Here is a 15,842-nt window from a genome sequence, read left to right as displayed (position 1 = left end):
ATGGTAAAGGTTTATGCTCCGGCCTCCAGTGCCAATATGAGCGTGGGTTTTGATGTACTTGGTGCTGCGGTGACGCCGGTTGATGGCACCTTGTTGGGCGACATCGTTTCGGTGGACGCGGCGGACCATTTTAGTCTGCAAAATATTGGTCGCTTTGCCAGCAAATTGCCGAATGAGCCCCGGGAAAATATTGTTTATCAATGCTGGGAGTTGTTCTGCCGGGAGATTGGTAAGCAGGTTCCGGTGACGATGACGCTGGAAAAAAATATGCCAATCGGCTCCGGTCTGGGCTCCAGCGCGTGTTCAGTCGTTGCCGCACTGGTGGCAATGAACGAGTTTTGCGGGAAACCGCTCGGTGACACCCGGATGCTGGCGCTGATGGGCGAACTGGAAGGGCGCATTTCCGGCAGCGTGCATTACGATAATGTCGCGCCCTGTTTCCTCGGCGGTATGCAACTGATGATCGAGGAAAGCGGCATTATCAGCCAGCAAGTGCCAGGCTTTGATGAGTGGTTATGGGTGCTTGCCTATCCGGGCATCAAAGTTTCGACGGCAGAAGCCCGGGCAATTTTGCCGGCACAGTATCGTCGCCAGGACTGTATTGCGCACGGGCGTCATCTGGCAGGCTTTATTCACGCCTGCTACAGCCGTCAGCCTGATCTGGCGGCAAAACTAATGAAAGACGTGATTGCCGAACCGTACCGCATGAAATTGCTGCCGGGGTTTGGCCAGGCGCGCCAGGCTGTGGCGGATATCGGCGCTGTGGCATGCGGGATTTCCGGTTCTGGCCCAACATTATTTGCACTGTGTGACAAACCGGATACGGCCCAACGCGTGGCTGACTGGCTCGGTAAACACTATCTGCAAAATCAGGAAGGCTTCGTTCATATTTGCCGGCTGGATACGGCGGGCGCACGAGTAGTGGGATAACCAATGAAACTCTACAATTTAAAAGATCACAACGAGCAGGTCAGCTTTGCGCAGGCCGTCACCCAGGGGCTTGGCAAAAATCAGGGGCTGTTTTTCCCTCACGATTTACCGGAATTCAACCTGACGGAAATTGACGAGATGCTGAATCAGGATTTCGTCACCCGTAGCGCGAAAATCCTCGCTGCCTATATCGGTGATGAAATCCCTCAGGATGCGCTGGAAGCGCGTGTCCGTGCGGCTTTTGCCTTCCCGGCGCCGGTACGTTCGGTTGAAAGCGATGTGGGCTGCCTGGAGCTCTTCCACGGACCGACCCTGGCGTTTAAAGACTTTGGCGGGCGTTTTATGGCGCAGATGCTGAGCGCCATCAGCGGTGACAAACCGGTCACCATTTTGACCGCAACGTCAGGGGATACCGGAGCGGCTGTGGCGCATGCATTCTACGGCATGAAAAATGTCCGCGTTGTTATCCTCTATCCGCAGGGCAAAATCAGCCCACTGCAGGAGAAACTGTTCTGCACGCTGGGCGGCAATATCGAAACGGTCGCCATTGATGCAGACTTTGATGCCTGCCAGGCCCTGGTAAAACAGGCTTTTGACGATGAAGAGTTAAAAGTGGCGCTGGGGCTGAACTCAGCCAACTCGATCAACATTAGCCGTTTGCTGGCGCAGATTTGCTACTACTTTGAAGCGGTTGCACAGCTGCCTCAGGAAGCGCGCAACCAACTGGTGGTCTCTGTCCCCAGCGGTAACTTCGGTGATTTGACCGCCGGCCTGCTGGCAAAATCCCTCGGCCTGCCGATCAAACGCTTTATTGCAGCGACCAATACCAACGACACGGTTCCTCGCTTCCTGAAAGAGGGCGAGTGGAAGCCAAAAGCGACCCAGGCCACGTTGTCTAACGCGATGGACGTCAGCCAGCCTAATAACTGGCCGCGCGTCGAAGAGTTGTTCCGCCGTAAAATCTGGCGTCTGAACGAGCTGGGCTATGCCGCAGTGGATGATGAAACCACCAAAGCCACGATGCGTGAGCTGCAAGGCAAAGGCTATATTTCCGAGCCACATGCAGCCATCGCTTACCGTGCGCTGCGCGATCAACTGAATCCGGGAGAATACGGTCTGTTCCTGGGCACCGCGCACCCGGCGAAGTTTAAAGAGAGCGTAGAAGAGATCCTGGGTGAACCGTTAGCGCTGCCAAAAGAGCTGGCGGATCGTGCGGATCTGCCGCTGCTGTCCCATCAGTTGCCTGCGGATTTTGCGGCATTACGTCAGTTAATGATGCGTAACGCGTAATTTCTCTGTTTCCCCTGCCCGCCTGTTGGTGGGGGAAATGGGGAGAAATTATGTAGAAATCCGGCAGGGAAAAAGCAGAAATTCCCAATAAATGCGCAGGGTTAGAGAATAGGATTGTGCCAATAACAACTCAGACAGGCGTTGCGTAATCTCCTCACATCTGCCCACTACGGGCTGGATGATGCAAAGGAGTAACCTATGTTGAAACCTGTAATGTTAGCGCTTTCCATGATGTTGGTGGCTCCCCTGGCGGTTCAGGCCGCAGAAATCACCCTTGTGCCGGCAGTGAAACTGCAAATTGGCGACCGCGACAATAGCGGTCACTACTGGGACGGCGACCACTGGCGCGATCACGGCTGGTGGAAAAAACACTACGAATGGCGTGAAAACCGCTGGCAACCGCACGGTCACTTTGACGATCGTCGTGATGATCCCCGCGATCATCACGATGACCGCCGTGACGGGCCGGATCAGGAGTGGCAGCGCCACCCATAACCTTTATCACCCTCTCCCGACCGGGAGGGGGTAACCTTTACTGTTCGTGACGCTTAAACACCATTTCGCCTGTGGCCGAGGCCTCTTCATCAAAGAAATAACCTTCGCTGTTGAACCCGGTTAACTGCTCGGGCTTCGTTAAACGATGCTCAATGATGTAACGGCTCATCAGACCGCGCGCTTTCTTGGCATAAAAACTGATCACCTTGAATTTACCGTTCTTCTCATCAAGGAATACGGGCTTAATCAGCTGCGCATTCAGCTTCTGTGTTTTAACGGAACGGAAGTACTCGTCAGAAGCCAGATTGACCACGATGTCATCGCCTTGTGCCGCAACGGCTTCGTTGAGTTTATCGGTGATCACATTGCCCCAGAATGCGTACAGATCTTTGCCTTTGGCGTTCTCAAGACGGATGCCCATTTCCAGGCGATAAGGTTGCATGAGATCCAGCGGCCGCAGCACGCCATATAAGCCAGACAGCATCCGCAGATGCTGCTGCGCGAAGTCGAAATCCGCGTCGCTGAAGGTTTCAGCCTGAAGCCCGGTGTAGACATCGCCTTTAAAAGCCAGGATCGCCTGGCGAGCGTTATCCGGTGTGAAGTCGGGTTGCCAGTCATGAAAGCGGGTGGCGTTCAGGTCAGCCAGTTTATCGCTGATGCCCATCAACGCTTTGATTTGCGGCGCAGAGAGTTTGCGCGCGATCTTAATCAGTTGCTGCGAATAATCCAGCAGCTCCGGCTGCGTATAACGCGTGGTCGCCAGCGGGCTTTGGTAGTCGAGTGTTTTAGCAGGTGAAATCAAAATCAGCATACTCAGTCCTTGCTGTGCGAGAAATTTCCGCTGACTTTAGCAAAAAAAACAACAAACTTGATCGATAGTTGCGATTAGCGCTACGAACGGGGAATGTCATCCCAGGCGCCGGGCGCCAGTTGCCGGTTAATATCCGGGTAGCGTTTGGGATCAAACACCGGCATGACTCCCAGTTTGCGCTGGCGCATATAGTCGCGAGCCAGCAGCCTCACCACCGGGGAGAGCAGCAGAATCGCGGTCAGATTGATCATCGCCATCAGCGCCATCACCACATCTGCAACGTGCCAGATCAGCGGCACACTGATCACCGATCCCAGTAACACCATCGCCATGACGCAGGTTCGTAGCAGCCAGATATTTCGTCGGCTATTGCGCCGCAGGAAGACGAGGTTATTTTCCGCGTAGATATAATTGGCGACGATGGAGGTCAGGGCAAACAGGATCACGATTAGTGCGACAAAACCGGCTCCCCAGCCACCGGTGAGCGATACCATGGCCTGCTGCATTAACTGAATACCGCCGTACGTGTCAGTGGCCGGGGTGACGCCTGCCAGTAATAGCACCAGTGCGCTGGCGGTGCACACCAGGAAGGTATCCGTTAATACGCCAATCATCTGTACTATGCCTTGCGCAGCAGGGTGCGGCGGCCATGATGCAGCGGCTGCGGCGGCATTGGGTGACGACCCCATGCCCGCTTCATTGGCGAACATACTGCGCTGAAAACCACTGGTGACGGCCTGGCTCAGGGTGTAAGCCATTGTGCCTGTTGCGGCTTCTTGCCAGCCAAAAGCGCTTTTAATGATGGTGGTAAAGACCCCTGGCAACAGGTTAGCGTGCCAGAGACTGACGCTGAAGCCCATAATGATCCATGTAAATGCCATTACCGGCACCATCCATTGCGTTAACCGGGCTACGCCTCTCAGACCTTTAACGATAAACAGGAAAGAGAATGCGGCCAGCAACGGACCGGTAATAAATCCCGGCACCTGCCAGGCATAGTGTATGGCGCGTGCGACAGCGTTGGATTGGATGGTATTAAACACCAACCCATAGGTAAGCAGCAGAAAAAGAGAGAACAGCACGCCCATCCAGCGCATACCCAGCCCTCGTTCCATGTACCACGCTGGCCCGCCGCGTAGCTGGTTGTTGGCATCCCGCTCCTTGTAGAGCTGCGCCAGCGAGCATTCGGCAAAACTGGTTGCCATGCCGATGATGGCGGACACCCACATCCAAAAAATCGCACCAGGGCCACCTGTGGTAAGGGCAAACGCGACGCCTGCGAGGTTACCGCTGCCCAGTCGTGTTGCCAGACTGAGGCATAACGCCTGATATGAAGAGAGCGTACCGGGTTGCCGTAAGCTGCTGCTTTTCAGACTTAGCCCAAAGTCCGTGATAAAGCGAAAAGGAACAAACCGGGTGCGAAGCAAAAACCAGATACCCGCTGCCGCCAGCAGGTAAACCATTAAGGAGCCCCAGAGTATTTCACTGATAAATGAGAAAAATTCTGGCATTAACGTCCCTCTTGTTGATGCCGGTAGTCTGGTCCTGCAATCTGTCGCAGGCAATGAATCCACTGAGTTTACCATACAATAATCACAGCATTGTCTGCGGTTGCGCTGACAGTGCGTCGTGATATCATCGGGGCAGACCGGTTACATCCCCCTAACTAGTATACTCGTCATACTTCTCGTTCAGGTGCGCTGGCTGCGTTTGAGATTCCGGGTTTCCAGATGACGAACGCGCTGTTGGTCTTAACGTGATTTATTCAGGGTATCGTTTAAAGAGAAACATTATCATGACGGATAAATTGACCTCCCTGCGTCAGTACACAACAGTCGTGGCTGATACCGGAGACATCGCGGCAATGAAGCTTTATCAGCCGCAGGATGCAACAACCAACCCTTCTCTGATCCTTGGCGCTGCCCAAATCCCGGAATACCGCAAACTGATCGACGACGCGGTAGCATGGGCGCGTGGCCAGAGCAGCGATCGTGCGCAGCAGGTGGTTGACGCAACGGATAAGCTGGCGGTGAACATTGGTCTCGAAATCCTGAAACTGATCCCTGGTCGTATTTCTACCGAAGTTGACGCCCGTCTTTCCTATGACACCGAAGCCTCTATCGCGAAAGCGAAACGTCTGATCAAAATGTACAACGATGCTGGCATCAGCAACGACCGCATTCTGATCAAACTGGCCTCCACCTGGCAGGGTATTCGCGCGGCTGAGCAACTGGAAAAAGAAGGCATCAACTGTAACCTGACGCTGCTGTTCTCCTTCGCCCAGGCGCGTGCCTGTGCCGAAGCGGGCGTTTTCCTGATTTCTCCGTTCGTTGGCCGTATTCTCGACTGGTACAAAGCCAATACCGATAAGAAAGAGTATGCGCCAGCGGAAGATCCGGGCGTGGTTTCCGTAACCGAAATTTACCAGTACTACAAACAGCACGGTTATGAAACCGTGGTGATGGGTGCAAGCTTCCGTAATACCGGTGAAATCATTGAGCTGGCTGGCTGTGACCGCCTGACCATTGCTCCGGCGTTGCTGAAAGAGCTGTCTGAAAGCGCGGGTGCGCTTGAGCGTAAACTGGCGTACACCGGCGACGTGAAAGCACGTCCGGAACGCATCACTGAAGCGGAATTCCTGTGGCAGCATAACCAGGATCCGATGGCGGTAGACAAACTGGCGGACGGTATCCGCAAGTTTGCCGTTGACCAGGAAAAACTGGAAAAAATGGTTGGCGACCTGCTGTAATCCTCAAGCGTGGCCGGGTCCCGGTCACGCTTACTTTTCTCCGCTCTGTTTGACTCTCCCCTCAGCGTGTATCATTTCCGTATATCTCGGTTTTTTTGAACGGAATGAATATGGACACACTACGCATTGGTTTGGTTTCTGTTTCCGATCGCGCCTCCAGCGGCGTTTATCAGGACAAAGGTATCCCCGCTCTGGAAGCATGGCTGGCGAGCGCATTAACCACACCTTTTGAAATTGAAACCCGCCTGATCCCCGATGAGCAGAGCATCATTGAACAAACCTTGTGTGAACTGGTTGATGAAATGAGCTGCCATCTGGTGCTGACCACGGGGGGAACCGGGCCCGCGCGTCGTGATGTGACGCCGGATGCGACGCTGGCGATTGCCGATCGCGAAATGCCGGGATTTGGTGAACAGATGCGGCAGATCAGCCTTAATTTTGTGCCGACAGCGATTCTTTCCCGCCAGGTTGGGGTTATCCGTAAACAGGCGCTGATTCTCAATTTACCCGGCCAGCCAAAATCCATCAAAGAGACGCTGGAAGGCGTCAAAGCAGAAAACGGCGAAGTGAAGGTGCCCGGTATTTTTGCCAGTGTACCGTATTGTGTACAGCTGCTTGACGGGCCTTATGTGGAGACCGATGCGCAAGTCGTAGCATCTTTCCGTCCTAAAAGCGCAAGGCGTGAAACATTATCCTAAAAAACAGGCTTGTATGACATAAGCGATACCAGTGCTGGAGTGTTGATTTATTTACGGTATAGTAATTTTTAATTTACATCATGCGTAATAATTAAATCAGCACCTCCTCTTTACAAATGGTTGGCTATGTCAAATTACACTCGCCCTCTGAACAGACAGGACTACAAAACTCTGACCCTTGCCGCACTGGGCGGCGCGCTGGAGTTTTACGACTTCATTATCTTCGTCTTCTTCGCCGCTGTGGTCGGCGAGCTCTTCTTTCCTGCTGATATACCGGAATGGCTACGCCAGGTACAAACCTTCGGTATTTTTGCCGCAGGTTACCTGGCGCGTCCGCTCGGTGGCATTGTGATGGCGCACTTTGGTGATCTGGTGGGGCGCAAGAAGATGTTCACCCTGAGCATTCTACTGATGGCGCTGCCGACGCTGGCGATTGGTTTACTGCCAACTTATGCCTCTGTGGGGATCATCGCGCCATTATTACTGCTGTTGATGCGCGTTTTGCAAGGCGCGGCCATTGGCGGTGAAGTGCCGGGCGCGTGGGTGTTTGTTGCCGAACATGTTCCGGCGCGGCGCATTGGCATTGCCTGTGGGACACTGACTGCGGGTTTGACGGTGGGGATCCTGCTGGGGTCGGTCGTGGCGACGCTGGTGAACACCAGCATGACGCCGCAGGGCATCCATGATGGCGGCTGGCGTATTCCTTTCCTGCTCGGTGGGGCGTTTGGCCTGGTGGCAATGTATCTGCGCCGCTGGTTGCAGGAGACGCCGATTTTCCTTGAGATGCAACAGCGCAAAGCGCTGGCGCAGGAACTACCGGTGAAATCCGTCGTGCTGAAGCATAAGAAAGCGGTAGTGGTCAGCATGTTGTTGACCTGGCTGCTATCCGCCGGGATTGTGGTGGTGATCCTGATGTCGCCGGTGTGGCTGCAAAAACAGTACGGGCTTGCTCCGGCGCTGACCTTACAAGCGAACAGCATCGCGACCGTTATGCTGTGTTTCGGCTGCCTTGCCGCCGGACTGCTGGTGGATCGTGTGGGCGCCAGTCGCACCTTTATTGTCGGGAGCATTCTGCTCGCCTGCTCCAGCTGGTTTTTCTACCATCTGGTTGGCCCTCATCCTGAATATCTGTTTATGCTTTACGGGTTGGTGGGGCTGTGTGTCGGCGTGGTGGGCGCGGTGCCTTTCGTGATGGTGCGCGCTTTCCCGGCGGAGGTCCGTTTCACCGGCATTTCCTTCTCTTACAATGTTTCCTACGCCATTTTTGGCGGGCTGACGCCGATTGCGGTAACCATGTTGATGGGCGTCTCGCCAATGGCTCCTGCCTGGTATGTGCTGGCGCTCTCGCTAATGGGGCTGGCGCTGGGGATCTGGTTGCGACAGGATCTCTACCATGAAGACCGTATTGCAGAGCCTACTGTACAACAGTCATAAAAAAACGGAGCCGCAGGGCTCCGTTCTTATTGTCTATAGAAAACCCCCAGCTAGGCTGGGGGTTCCGGAAAGCTTTCAGCTTTAAGCCAGTTATTAAAACCCCTTTTGATTTGTTAAAACACCTTGCGGTCTGGCAACTGCAAAAGTTCAACAAGAAATCAAAAGGGGGTCCCGATGGGGGACGAAAAGAGCTTAGCGCACACCCGATGGAACTGTAAATATCACATAGTTTTTGCGCCAAAATACCGAAGACAGACGTTCTGCGGAGAGAAACGCCTGGCGATAGGCAGCATTTTAAGAAAGCTGTGTGAGTGGAAAAACGTACGGATCCTGGAAGCGGAATGCTGCGCAGATCATATCCATATGCTTGTGGAAATCCCGCCCAAAATGAGCGTATCCGGCTTTATGGGATATCTGAAAGGGAAAAGCAGTCTGATGCTTTATGAGCAGTTTGGAGATCTGAAATTCAAATACAGGAACAGGGAATTCTGGTGCCGGGGATATTACGTAGATACGGTAGGGAAGAACACGGCGAAGATACAGGAATACATAAAGCACCAGCTTGAAGAGGATAAAATGGGCGAGCAGTTATCGATCCCTTATCCGGGTAGCCCGTTTACGGGCCGTAAGTAACGAAGTTTGATGCAAATGTCAGATCGTATGCGCCTGTTAGGGCGCGGCTGGTAACAGAGCCTTACAGGCGCATCTGAAAAACCTCCGGCTATGCCGGAGGATATTTATTTCATACGATTGCATGACGAATCAGTGTTTTTCACCAATCGGCAATACGGTGCGGTCGAACTGTTCGTTGAGCACTTCGCCCATTGCCAGATAAATGGCGCTGGCGCCACATACCAGACCGATCCAGCCAGCCATGTGTACGATGCTTTCGTTATCAGCCAGGTGACCCACAGCCAGCAGAGCAAACAGTACGGTCAGGCTCAGGAACACGAACTGCAGCATGCGAGCACCTTTCAGGGTGCCGAAGAACATAAACAGCGTGAACACACCCCAAATGCCCAGGTAAACGCCCAAGAAGTGGCCGTTCGCCGCATCCGCCAGCCCCATTTTCGGCAGCAGCAGGATAGCAACCAGCGTCAGCCAGAAAGAACCGTAAGAGGTAAACGCGGTTAAACCAAAGGTGTTGCCTTTTTTGAACTCAAGAAGGCCAGCGAAAATTTGTGCAATACCACCATAGAAAATGCCCATAGCCAGGATGATGCCATCTAATGGGAACATGCCAATATTGTGCAGGTTAAGCAGAATAGTGGTCATGCCGAAGCCCATTAAGCCCAGCGGAGCCGGATTAGCCAACTTAGTGTTGCCCATAATTCCTCAAAATAAATCAATATTGAATGGTGAAATAAGAAGTCCCCGCGCCTATGTTGAGGAGGCGGGGCGCGGCATCATAATTAGCGCCAATCAGCCTGTCTATGATCTGAACAGGTGGAAATTAAAAAATTTTTTATCCTGCCCCCCTTGATGCGTGACGTTACGACCCCATCTTGTAGTCAACCGCAGTATGTGAGCCTGAAAAAAAAACGATACTGGGCAGTTGAAACCGCACGTTTCGCCCTTATTACAGGTTCACAACCACATGTTGACCGAATTTTTAGTGGAGACGTTTAGATGGGTAAAATTATTGGTATCGACCTGGGTACTACCAACTCTTGTGTAGCGATTATGGATGGCACTCAGGCACGTGTGCTGGAGAACGCAGAGGGCGATCGCACCACGCCTTCTATCATTGCCTACACACAGGATGGCGAAACTCTGGTGGGTCAGCCGGCTAAACGTCAGGCAGTGACGAACCCGCAAAACACCCTGTTTGCGATCAAACGCCTGATTGGTCGTCGCTTCCAGGACGAAGAAGTTCAGCGTGATGAATCCATCATGCCGTACAAAATCATTGCGGCCGACAACGGCGACGCATGGATCGACGTAAAAGGCACCAAAATGGCGCCGCCGCAGATCTCTGCGGAAGTCCTGAAAAAAATGAAGAAAACCGCGGAAGATTACCTGGGTGAGCCGGTAACTGAAGCTGTTATCACCGTTCCGGCTTACTTTAACGATGCGCAGCGTCAGGCGACCAAAGACGCCGGCCGTATCGCGGGCCTGGAAGTCAAACGTATCATCAACGAACCGACCGCGGCAGCACTGGCTTACGGTCTGGATAAAGAAACCGGTAACCGTACCATTGCGGTATACGACCTGGGCGGCGGTACGTTCGATATCTCCATCATCGAAATCGATGAAGTTGACGGCGAAAAAACCTTCGAAGTTCTGGCAACCAACGGTGATACCCACCTGGGTGGTGAAGACTTCGACAGCCGTCTGATTAACTACCTGGTGGAAGAGTTCAAGAAAGATCAGGGTATCGATCTGCGCAACGATCCGCTGGCGATGCAGCGTCTGAAAGAAGCGGCTGAAAAAGCGAAAATCGAACTCTCTTCTGCACAGCAGACCGACGTGAACCTGCCGTACATCACTGCAGATGCGACCGGTCCGAAACACATGAACATCAAAGTGACCCGTGCGAAACTGGAAAGCCTGGTAGAAGACCTGGTTAACCGTTCTATCGAGCCGCTGAAAGTTGCACTGCAGGATGCTGGTCTGTCTGTTTCCGATGTTCAGGACGTGATCCTGGTCGGTGGTCAGACGCGTATGCCGATGGTGCAGAAAAAAGTTGCTGAGTTCTTCGGTAAAGAACCGCGTAAAGACGTGAACCCGGACGAAGCTGTTGCTATCGGTGCTGCGGTTCAGGGCGGTGTTCTGACAGGTGAAGTGAAAGACGTTCTGCTGCTGGACGTTACCCCGCTGTCGCTGGGTATCGAAACCATGGGCGGCGTAATGACTGCGCTGATCAACAAAAACACCACCATCCCGACCAAGCACAGCCAGGTGTTCTCTACTGCGGAAGACAATCAGTCTGCGGTAACCATCCATGTGCTGCAGGGTGAGCGTAAACGTGCGTCTGATAACAAATCGCTGGGTCAGTTCAACCTCGATGGCATCAACCCGTCTCCGCGCGGTATGCCGCAGATTGAAGTCACCTTCGATATCGACGCCGATGGTATTCTGCATGTCTCTGCAAAAGACAAGAATACCAACCGCGAACAGAAGATCACCATCAAAGCGTCTTCTGGTCTGAACGAAGAAGAGATCGCGAAAATGGTGCGTGAAGCAGAAGCTAACGCTGAGTCCGATCGTAAGTTCGAAGAGCTGGTGCAAACCCGTAACCAGGGTGACCATCTGCTGCACAGCACCCGTAAGCAGGTTGAAGAAGCGGGCGACAAACTGCCGGCAGAAGACAAGACTGCTATCGAGTCTGCACTGAGCGCGCTGGAAACGGCACTGAAAGGCGAAGATAAAGCCGATATCGAAGCGAAAATGCAGGCGCTGGCGCAGGTTTCCCAGAAACTGCTGGAAATCGCACAGCAGCAGCACGCACAGCAGCAGGCGGGCGCTGATGCTTCCGCGAACAACGCGAAAGACGACGATGTTGTTGACGCCGAGTTCGAAGAAGTAAAAGACAAAAAATAATCGCCCTTATGCAGGGTAGATAACCAGCACGGGCGTCGGAGTTCTCTCCACGCCCGTGCTCGTATGTTAAGGGGCAGATAAACCGATGGCGAAGCAAGATTATTATGAGATTTTAGGCGTTCCGAAAACAGCGGAAGAGCGTGAAATCAAAAAGGCGTACAAACGCCTGGCCATGAAATATCACCCGGACCGCAATCAGGGCGATAAAGAGGCCGAAGCCAAATTTAAAGAGATCAAAGAAGCCTACGAAATCCTGACCGATGCCCAAAAACGTGCGGCTTACGATCAGTATGGCCATGCGGCATTTGAGCAGGGCGGTGGCGGCGGTGGATTCGGCGGCGGCGGTTTTGGCGGCGGCGCGGATTTCAGCGATATTTTCGGTGATGTGTTCGGCGACATCTTCGGTGGTGGCCGTGGTCGCCAGCGCGCAGCACGTGGTGCTGACCTGCGCTACAACATGGACTTAACGCTGGAAGAAGCGGTTCGCGGCGTCACTAAAGAGATCCGCATTCCGACGCTGGAAGAGTGCGATGTTTGTCATGGTAGCGGTGCCAAAGCAGGCACGCAGCCGCAGACCTGCCCGACCTGTCATGGTTCCGGTCAGGTGCAGATGCGTCAGGGCTTCTTTGCTGTGCAGCAAACCTGCCCGCATTGCCAGGGACGCGGTACGCTGATCAAAGATCCGTGCAACAAGTGCCACGGCCATGGTCGCGTAGAAAAATCCAAAACCCTGTCCGTTAAAATCCCGGCAGGTGTTGATACCGGCGATCGTATTCGCTTGAGCGGTGAAGGCGAAGCGGGTGAGCACGGTGCGCCAGCAGGCGATTTGTACGTTCAGGTGCAGGTGAAACAGCACCCGATTTTCGAGCGTGAAGGTAACAACCTGTACTGCGAAGTGCCGATCAATTTTGCGATGGCGGCGCTGGGCGGCGAGATTGAGGTTCCGACGCTGGATGGTCGCGTGAAGCTGAAAGTGCCAAGCGAAACCCAAACGGGCAAACTGTTCCGTATGCGTGCAAAAGGTGTGAAATCTGTTCGCGGCGGCGCACAGGGCGATTTGCTGTGTCGGGTTGTCGTAGAAACGCCAGTCGGTCTGAATGAGAAACAGAAACAACTGTTGAAAGATCTGCAAGATAGCTTTGGTGGTCCGACGGGTGAACATAACAGCCCGCGTTCTAAAAGCTTCTTCGACGGTGTGAAAAAATTCTTTGATGATTTGACGCGTTAAGCCGATCTCACCAGTCATCATCAGGCCCGGCTTTTGCCGGGCTTTTTTTTGTGCTTTCTCATTGCTCGGAAAAAAGGAATCTATAAGCAATAATAATCTGTTTTTAGCGAAGAGTTGACGAGCGTAAGATAGCCGCCACGACGTTACAGGGATCGGGAGAATAAGATGAAGTTATTACAACGTTTTTTTAACAGTGACGCCTCCGGCGGTATTGTTCTTATCATTGCGGCTGCACTGGCGATGTTGTGCGCCAACCTCGGGGTGACACAGGATTTATACCGTTCTTTTTTGCAAACGCCTGTCGAGCTGACAGTCGGATCGCTGGAGATCAAAAAAGACATGCTGCTGTGGATCAACGACGCGTTGATGGCGGTCTTTTTCCTGATGGTCGGCCTGGAAGTGAAATACGAGCTGGTTGAAGGCACGCTTGCCAGCCGTCAGCAGGCGGTTTTCCCCGTTATCGCCGCACTTGGCGGCATGGTTGCACCGGCGCTGATCTTTTTGTTGTTTAATTTTCACAATCCGCTGGCGAGCCACGGCTGGGCAATTCCTACAGCCACAGACATTGCATTTGCCCTCGGCGTGCTTGCCCTGTTGGGGAACCGTGTTCCGCCCGTGCTGAAAGTGTTTCTGATGGCGCTGGCCATCATCGATGACCTCGGGGCAATTATCATCATTGCGCTGTTCTACACCAGTGATCTCTCCACCATGGCGCTGGGAGTGGCCGCTGCCGCGATCGTCGTGCTGGCCATCATGAATGCCCTGAATGTCCGGCGTATTGGCCTCTACATGCTGGTCGGTGTTGTATTGTGGACGGCGGTATTGAAATCCGGTGTGCATGCAACCCTCGCGGGTGTCGTCGTCGGCTTTTTTGTTCCTCTGCGCGAAGAGAATGGCATTTCGCCGTTACATCAACTGGTTGACGCGATTAACCCGTGGGTGGCATGGCTGATTCTGCCATTGTTTGCCTTCGCCAATGCCGGTGTATCCATGAACGGCATGTCGCTCTCCGGGCTGGCTGATGTGTTGCCTTTGGGGATTATCGCTGGTCTGGTTATCGGTAAGCCGCTCGGTATCTCTATTTTCTGCTGGCTGGCGCTACGCGCAAAACTGGCGAGGCTGCCGCAAGGCGCGGTATTCAAACAAATTATGGCCGTGGGCGTGCTGTGCGGTATCGGCTTTACCATGTCTATCTTTATCTCTTCACTGGCCTTCGGTGACGCACATGCAGAGATGATTGCCTGGAGTAAACTGGGCATCCTCACCGGTTCGGTCATCTCGGCAATACTCGGTTATTGCTTGTTGCGTACGCGCATTGCCCGCCCTTAATGCCTGGCGTCGGCAGGGAGTGAATCATCGATGTCGTATATTAATTACAATCACTTGTATTATTTCTGGCATGTTTATCGTGAAGGTTCCGTCGTTGGTGCGGCGGAGGCACTCTGGCTGACGCCGCAAACCATCACTGGGCAGATCAAAGCGCTGGAAGAGCGGTTGCAAGGCAAACTCTTTAAACGTAAGGGCCGGGGGCTGGAGCCGACGGAGCTGGGTGAATTGGTGTTTCGCTATGCGGATAAAATGTTCACCCTGAGTCAGGAAATGCTGGATACCATTAACTACCGCAAAGAGTCCAATCTGCTCTTTGATGTGGGGGTCGCCGATGCGCTCTCCAAACGGCTGGTGAGTGGGGTGCTGGACGCCGCAGTGCAGGAGGGGGAACAAATCCATCTGCGCTGTTTTGAGTCCACCCACGAGCTGCTACTTGAGCAATTAAGCCAGCACAAGCTTGATATGATCATCTCTGACTGCCCGATTGATTCCACGCAACAAGAGGGATTGTTTTCCGTGAAGATTGGCGAATGCAGCGTCAGTTTTTGGTGCTGTAACCCGCCGCCGCAAAAACCGTTTCCGGCTTGCCTGGAAGAGCGTCGTTTATTGATACCTGGCCGACGCTCCATGCTTGGACGCAAATTGTTGAACTGGTTTAACGTTCAGGGGCTGCAGGTAGAGATCCTCGGAGAGTTTGACGATGCCGCGTTAATGAAGGCGTTCGGCGCGGCGCATAATGCCATTTTTGTCGCACCATCGCTGTATGTTCACGGCTTTTACGCGGACGAGCGCATGGTGGAGATAGGGCGGGTGGATAACGTGATGGAGGAGTATCACGCGATTTTCGCTGAACGGATGATCCAGCATCCGGCGGTGCAGCGCATTTGTAACCGTGATTACTCAGGGCTTTTCTCACCGTTACAGCAATAAAAAAACCCGCCAGAGGCGGGTTTTTTCACAAAGCCAACAAGCGGGCGATTAAGCCAGTTTGCTGATCTGCGCGGCCAGGTTAGCCTTATGACGCGCTGCTTTGTTTTTGTGGATCAGACCTTTAGCGGCCTGACGATCCACGATCGGTTGCATTTCGTTAAATGCATTCTGCGCAGCGGCTTTGTCGCCAGCTTCAATTGCAGCGTACACTTTCTTGATGAAAGTACGCATCATTGAGCGACGGCTAGCGTTGTGCTTGCGAGCCTTTTCAGACTGAACGGCGCGCTTCTTAGCTGATTTGATATTAGCCAAGGTCCAACTCCCAAATATGATCTATATGGACAATTCAAAGGCCGGGGAATATGCCCTTTTAGCCTTCTTTTGTCAATGGATTTGTGCAAATAA

15 protein-coding genes are annotated in these 15,842 nt (G+C 53.4%); 11 read left to right on the top strand and 4 right to left on the bottom strand.

Translation table 11 applies throughout. The features are described from left to right. The 3 genes from thrB (at position 1) to N7922_RS21045 (ending at position 2,715) form a co-directional block, all read left to right on the top strand. Positions 1 to 930, top strand: coding sequence for a homoserine kinase (gene thrB / locus N7922_RS21055; protein WP_263098116.1), 930 nt, complete (start codon positions 1 to 3; stop codon positions 928 to 930). Positions 931 to 933: 3 nt separating this feature from the next. Further along, positions 934 to 2,220 carry a threonine synthase gene (gene thrC, locus N7922_RS21050; protein WP_263098115.1) on the top strand — a complete coding sequence of 429 codons (1,287 nt, stop codon included), beginning with the start codon at positions 934 to 936 and terminating at the stop codon, positions 2,218 to 2,220. A 198-nt stretch (positions 2,221 to 2,418) separates the two neighbouring features. Next, positions 2,419 to 2,715 (top strand): DUF2502 domain-containing protein, encoded by a 297-nt coding sequence (locus tag N7922_RS21045; protein ID WP_263098114.1) that lies wholly within the window; start codon positions 2,419 to 2,421, stop codon positions 2,713 to 2,715. A 37-nt stretch (positions 2,716 to 2,752) separates the two neighbouring features. Here the strand turns inward: N7922_RS21045 and yaaA are convergent, their stop codons facing one another. Together yaaA and N7922_RS21035 are read right to left on the bottom strand one after the other, a co-directional pair. Then, entirely contained in the window at positions 2,753 to 3,526 is a 774-nt protein-coding gene (yaaA, locus tag N7922_RS21040; protein WP_263098113.1) for a peroxide stress protein YaaA, read from the bottom strand. Between the two features lie 80 nt (positions 3,527 to 3,606). Next, positions 3,607 to 5,037, bottom strand: coding sequence for an alanine/glycine:cation symporter family protein (locus N7922_RS21035; protein ID WP_263098112.1), 1,431 nt, complete (start codon positions 5,035 to 5,037; stop codon positions 3,607 to 3,609). 284 nt (positions 5,038 to 5,321) lie between these two features. Here N7922_RS21035 and tal point away from each other — a divergent pair, with 284 nt between their 5' ends. From tal to tnpA, 4 genes are all read left to right on the top strand, one after another. Next, the gene (gene tal, locus N7922_RS21030) at positions 5,322 to 6,275 is read left to right on the top strand and encodes a transaldolase (RefSeq protein WP_263098111.1); all 954 of its coding nucleotides are present in this window, start codon (positions 5,322 to 5,324) and stop codon (positions 6,273 to 6,275) included. 110 nt (positions 6,276 to 6,385) lie between these two features. Then, entirely contained in the window at positions 6,386 to 6,973 is a 588-nt protein-coding gene (mog, locus tag N7922_RS21025) for a molybdopterin adenylyltransferase (RefSeq protein ID WP_263098110.1), read from the top strand. A 126-nt stretch (positions 6,974 to 7,099) separates the two neighbouring features. Then, the gene (locus N7922_RS21020) at positions 7,100 to 8,407 is read left to right on the top strand and encodes an MFS transporter (protein ID WP_263098109.1); all 1,308 of its coding nucleotides are present in this window, start codon (positions 7,100 to 7,102) and stop codon (positions 8,405 to 8,407) included. Between the two features lie 174 nt (positions 8,408 to 8,581). Further along, positions 8,582 to 9,040 carry an IS200/IS605 family transposase gene (tnpA, locus tag N7922_RS21015; protein ID WP_263098108.1) on the top strand — a complete coding sequence of 153 codons (459 nt, stop codon included), beginning with the start codon at positions 8,582 to 8,584 and terminating at the stop codon, positions 9,038 to 9,040. Positions 9,041 to 9,169: 129 nt separating this feature from the next. Here the strand turns inward: tnpA and satP are convergent, their stop codons facing one another. Continuing rightward, positions 9,170 to 9,736, bottom strand: a complete 567-nt coding sequence (gene satP / locus N7922_RS21010) for an acetate uptake transporter (RefSeq protein ID WP_263098107.1) — start codon at positions 9,734 to 9,736, stop codon at positions 9,170 to 9,172. Between the two features lie 300 nt (positions 9,737 to 10,036). On the opposite strand from satP, the gene dnaK reads away from it, so the two are divergent. From dnaK to nhaR, 4 genes are all read left to right on the top strand, one after another. Beyond that, positions 10,037 to 11,950, top strand: coding sequence for a molecular chaperone DnaK (dnaK, locus tag N7922_RS21005; protein ID WP_263098106.1), 1,914 nt, complete (start codon positions 10,037 to 10,039; stop codon positions 11,948 to 11,950). An 85-nt stretch (positions 11,951 to 12,035) separates the two neighbouring features. Then, positions 12,036 to 13,178 (top strand): molecular chaperone DnaJ, encoded by a 1,143-nt coding sequence (dnaJ, locus tag N7922_RS21000; protein ID WP_061497814.1) that lies wholly within the window; start codon positions 12,036 to 12,038, stop codon positions 13,176 to 13,178. 165 nt (positions 13,179 to 13,343) lie between these two features. Beyond that, positions 13,344 to 14,507 (top strand): Na+/H+ antiporter NhaA, encoded by a 1,164-nt coding sequence (gene nhaA / locus N7922_RS20995; protein WP_263098105.1) that lies wholly within the window; start codon positions 13,344 to 13,346, stop codon positions 14,505 to 14,507. A gap of 30 nt (positions 14,508 to 14,537) precedes the next feature. Next, positions 14,538 to 15,437 carry a transcriptional activator NhaR gene (gene nhaR, locus N7922_RS20990; RefSeq protein ID WP_263098104.1) on the top strand — a complete coding sequence of 300 codons (900 nt, stop codon included), beginning with the start codon at positions 14,538 to 14,540 and terminating at the stop codon, positions 15,435 to 15,437. A gap of 48 nt (positions 15,438 to 15,485) precedes the next feature. Here the strand turns inward: nhaR and rpsT are convergent, their stop codons facing one another. Then, positions 15,486 to 15,749: a 30S ribosomal protein S20 gene (rpsT, locus tag N7922_RS20985; RefSeq protein WP_061497808.1), complete on the bottom strand. Its 264-nt coding sequence runs from the start codon at positions 15,747 to 15,749 to the stop codon at positions 15,486 to 15,488. Between the last annotated feature and the right edge of the window lie 93 nt (positions 15,750 to 15,842).

The organism is Kosakonia sp. ML.JS2a (assembly GCF_025642095.1).
GTDB lineage: Bacteria > Pseudomonadota > Gammaproteobacteria > Enterobacterales > Enterobacteriaceae.
Note: the sequence above shows the minus strand (reverse complement) of the source record. Positions and strands in the feature narration are given on the sequence as shown.

Coding starts and splice junctions, on each gene's coding strand:
- thrB (WP_263098116.1), top strand. CDS start 1: ATGGTAAAGGTTTATGCTCCGGCCTCCAGTGCCAATATGAGCGTGGGT.
- thrC (WP_263098115.1), top strand. CDS start 934: ATGAAACTCTACAATTTAAAAGATCACAACGAGCAGGTCAGCTTTGCG.
- N7922_RS21045 (WP_263098114.1), top strand. CDS start 2,419: ATGTTGAAACCTGTAATGTTAGCGCTTTCCATGATGTTGGTGGCTCCC.
- yaaA (WP_263098113.1), bottom strand. CDS start 3,526: ATGCTGATTTTGATTTCACCTGCTAAAACACTCGACTACCAAAGCCCG.
- N7922_RS21035 (WP_263098112.1), bottom strand. CDS start 5,037: ATGCCAGAATTTTTCTCATTTATCAGTGAAATACTCTGGGGCTCCTTA.
- tal (WP_263098111.1), top strand. CDS start 5,322: ATGACGGATAAATTGACCTCCCTGCGTCAGTACACAACAGTCGTGGCT.
- mog (WP_263098110.1), top strand. CDS start 6,386: ATGGACACACTACGCATTGGTTTGGTTTCTGTTTCCGATCGCGCCTCC.
- N7922_RS21020 (WP_263098109.1), top strand. CDS start 7,100: ATGTCAAATTACACTCGCCCTCTGAACAGACAGGACTACAAAACTCTG.
- tnpA (WP_263098108.1), top strand. CDS start 8,582: ATGGGGGACGAAAAGAGCTTAGCGCACACCCGATGGAACTGTAAATAT.
- satP (WP_263098107.1), bottom strand. CDS start 9,736: ATGGGCAACACTAAGTTGGCTAATCCGGCTCCGCTGGGCTTAATGGGC.
- dnaK (WP_263098106.1), top strand. CDS start 10,037: ATGGGTAAAATTATTGGTATCGACCTGGGTACTACCAACTCTTGTGTA.
- dnaJ (WP_061497814.1), top strand. CDS start 12,036: ATGGCGAAGCAAGATTATTATGAGATTTTAGGCGTTCCGAAAACAGCG.
- nhaA (WP_263098105.1), top strand. CDS start 13,344: ATGAAGTTATTACAACGTTTTTTTAACAGTGACGCCTCCGGCGGTATT.
- nhaR (WP_263098104.1), top strand. CDS start 14,538: ATGTCGTATATTAATTACAATCACTTGTATTATTTCTGGCATGTTTAT.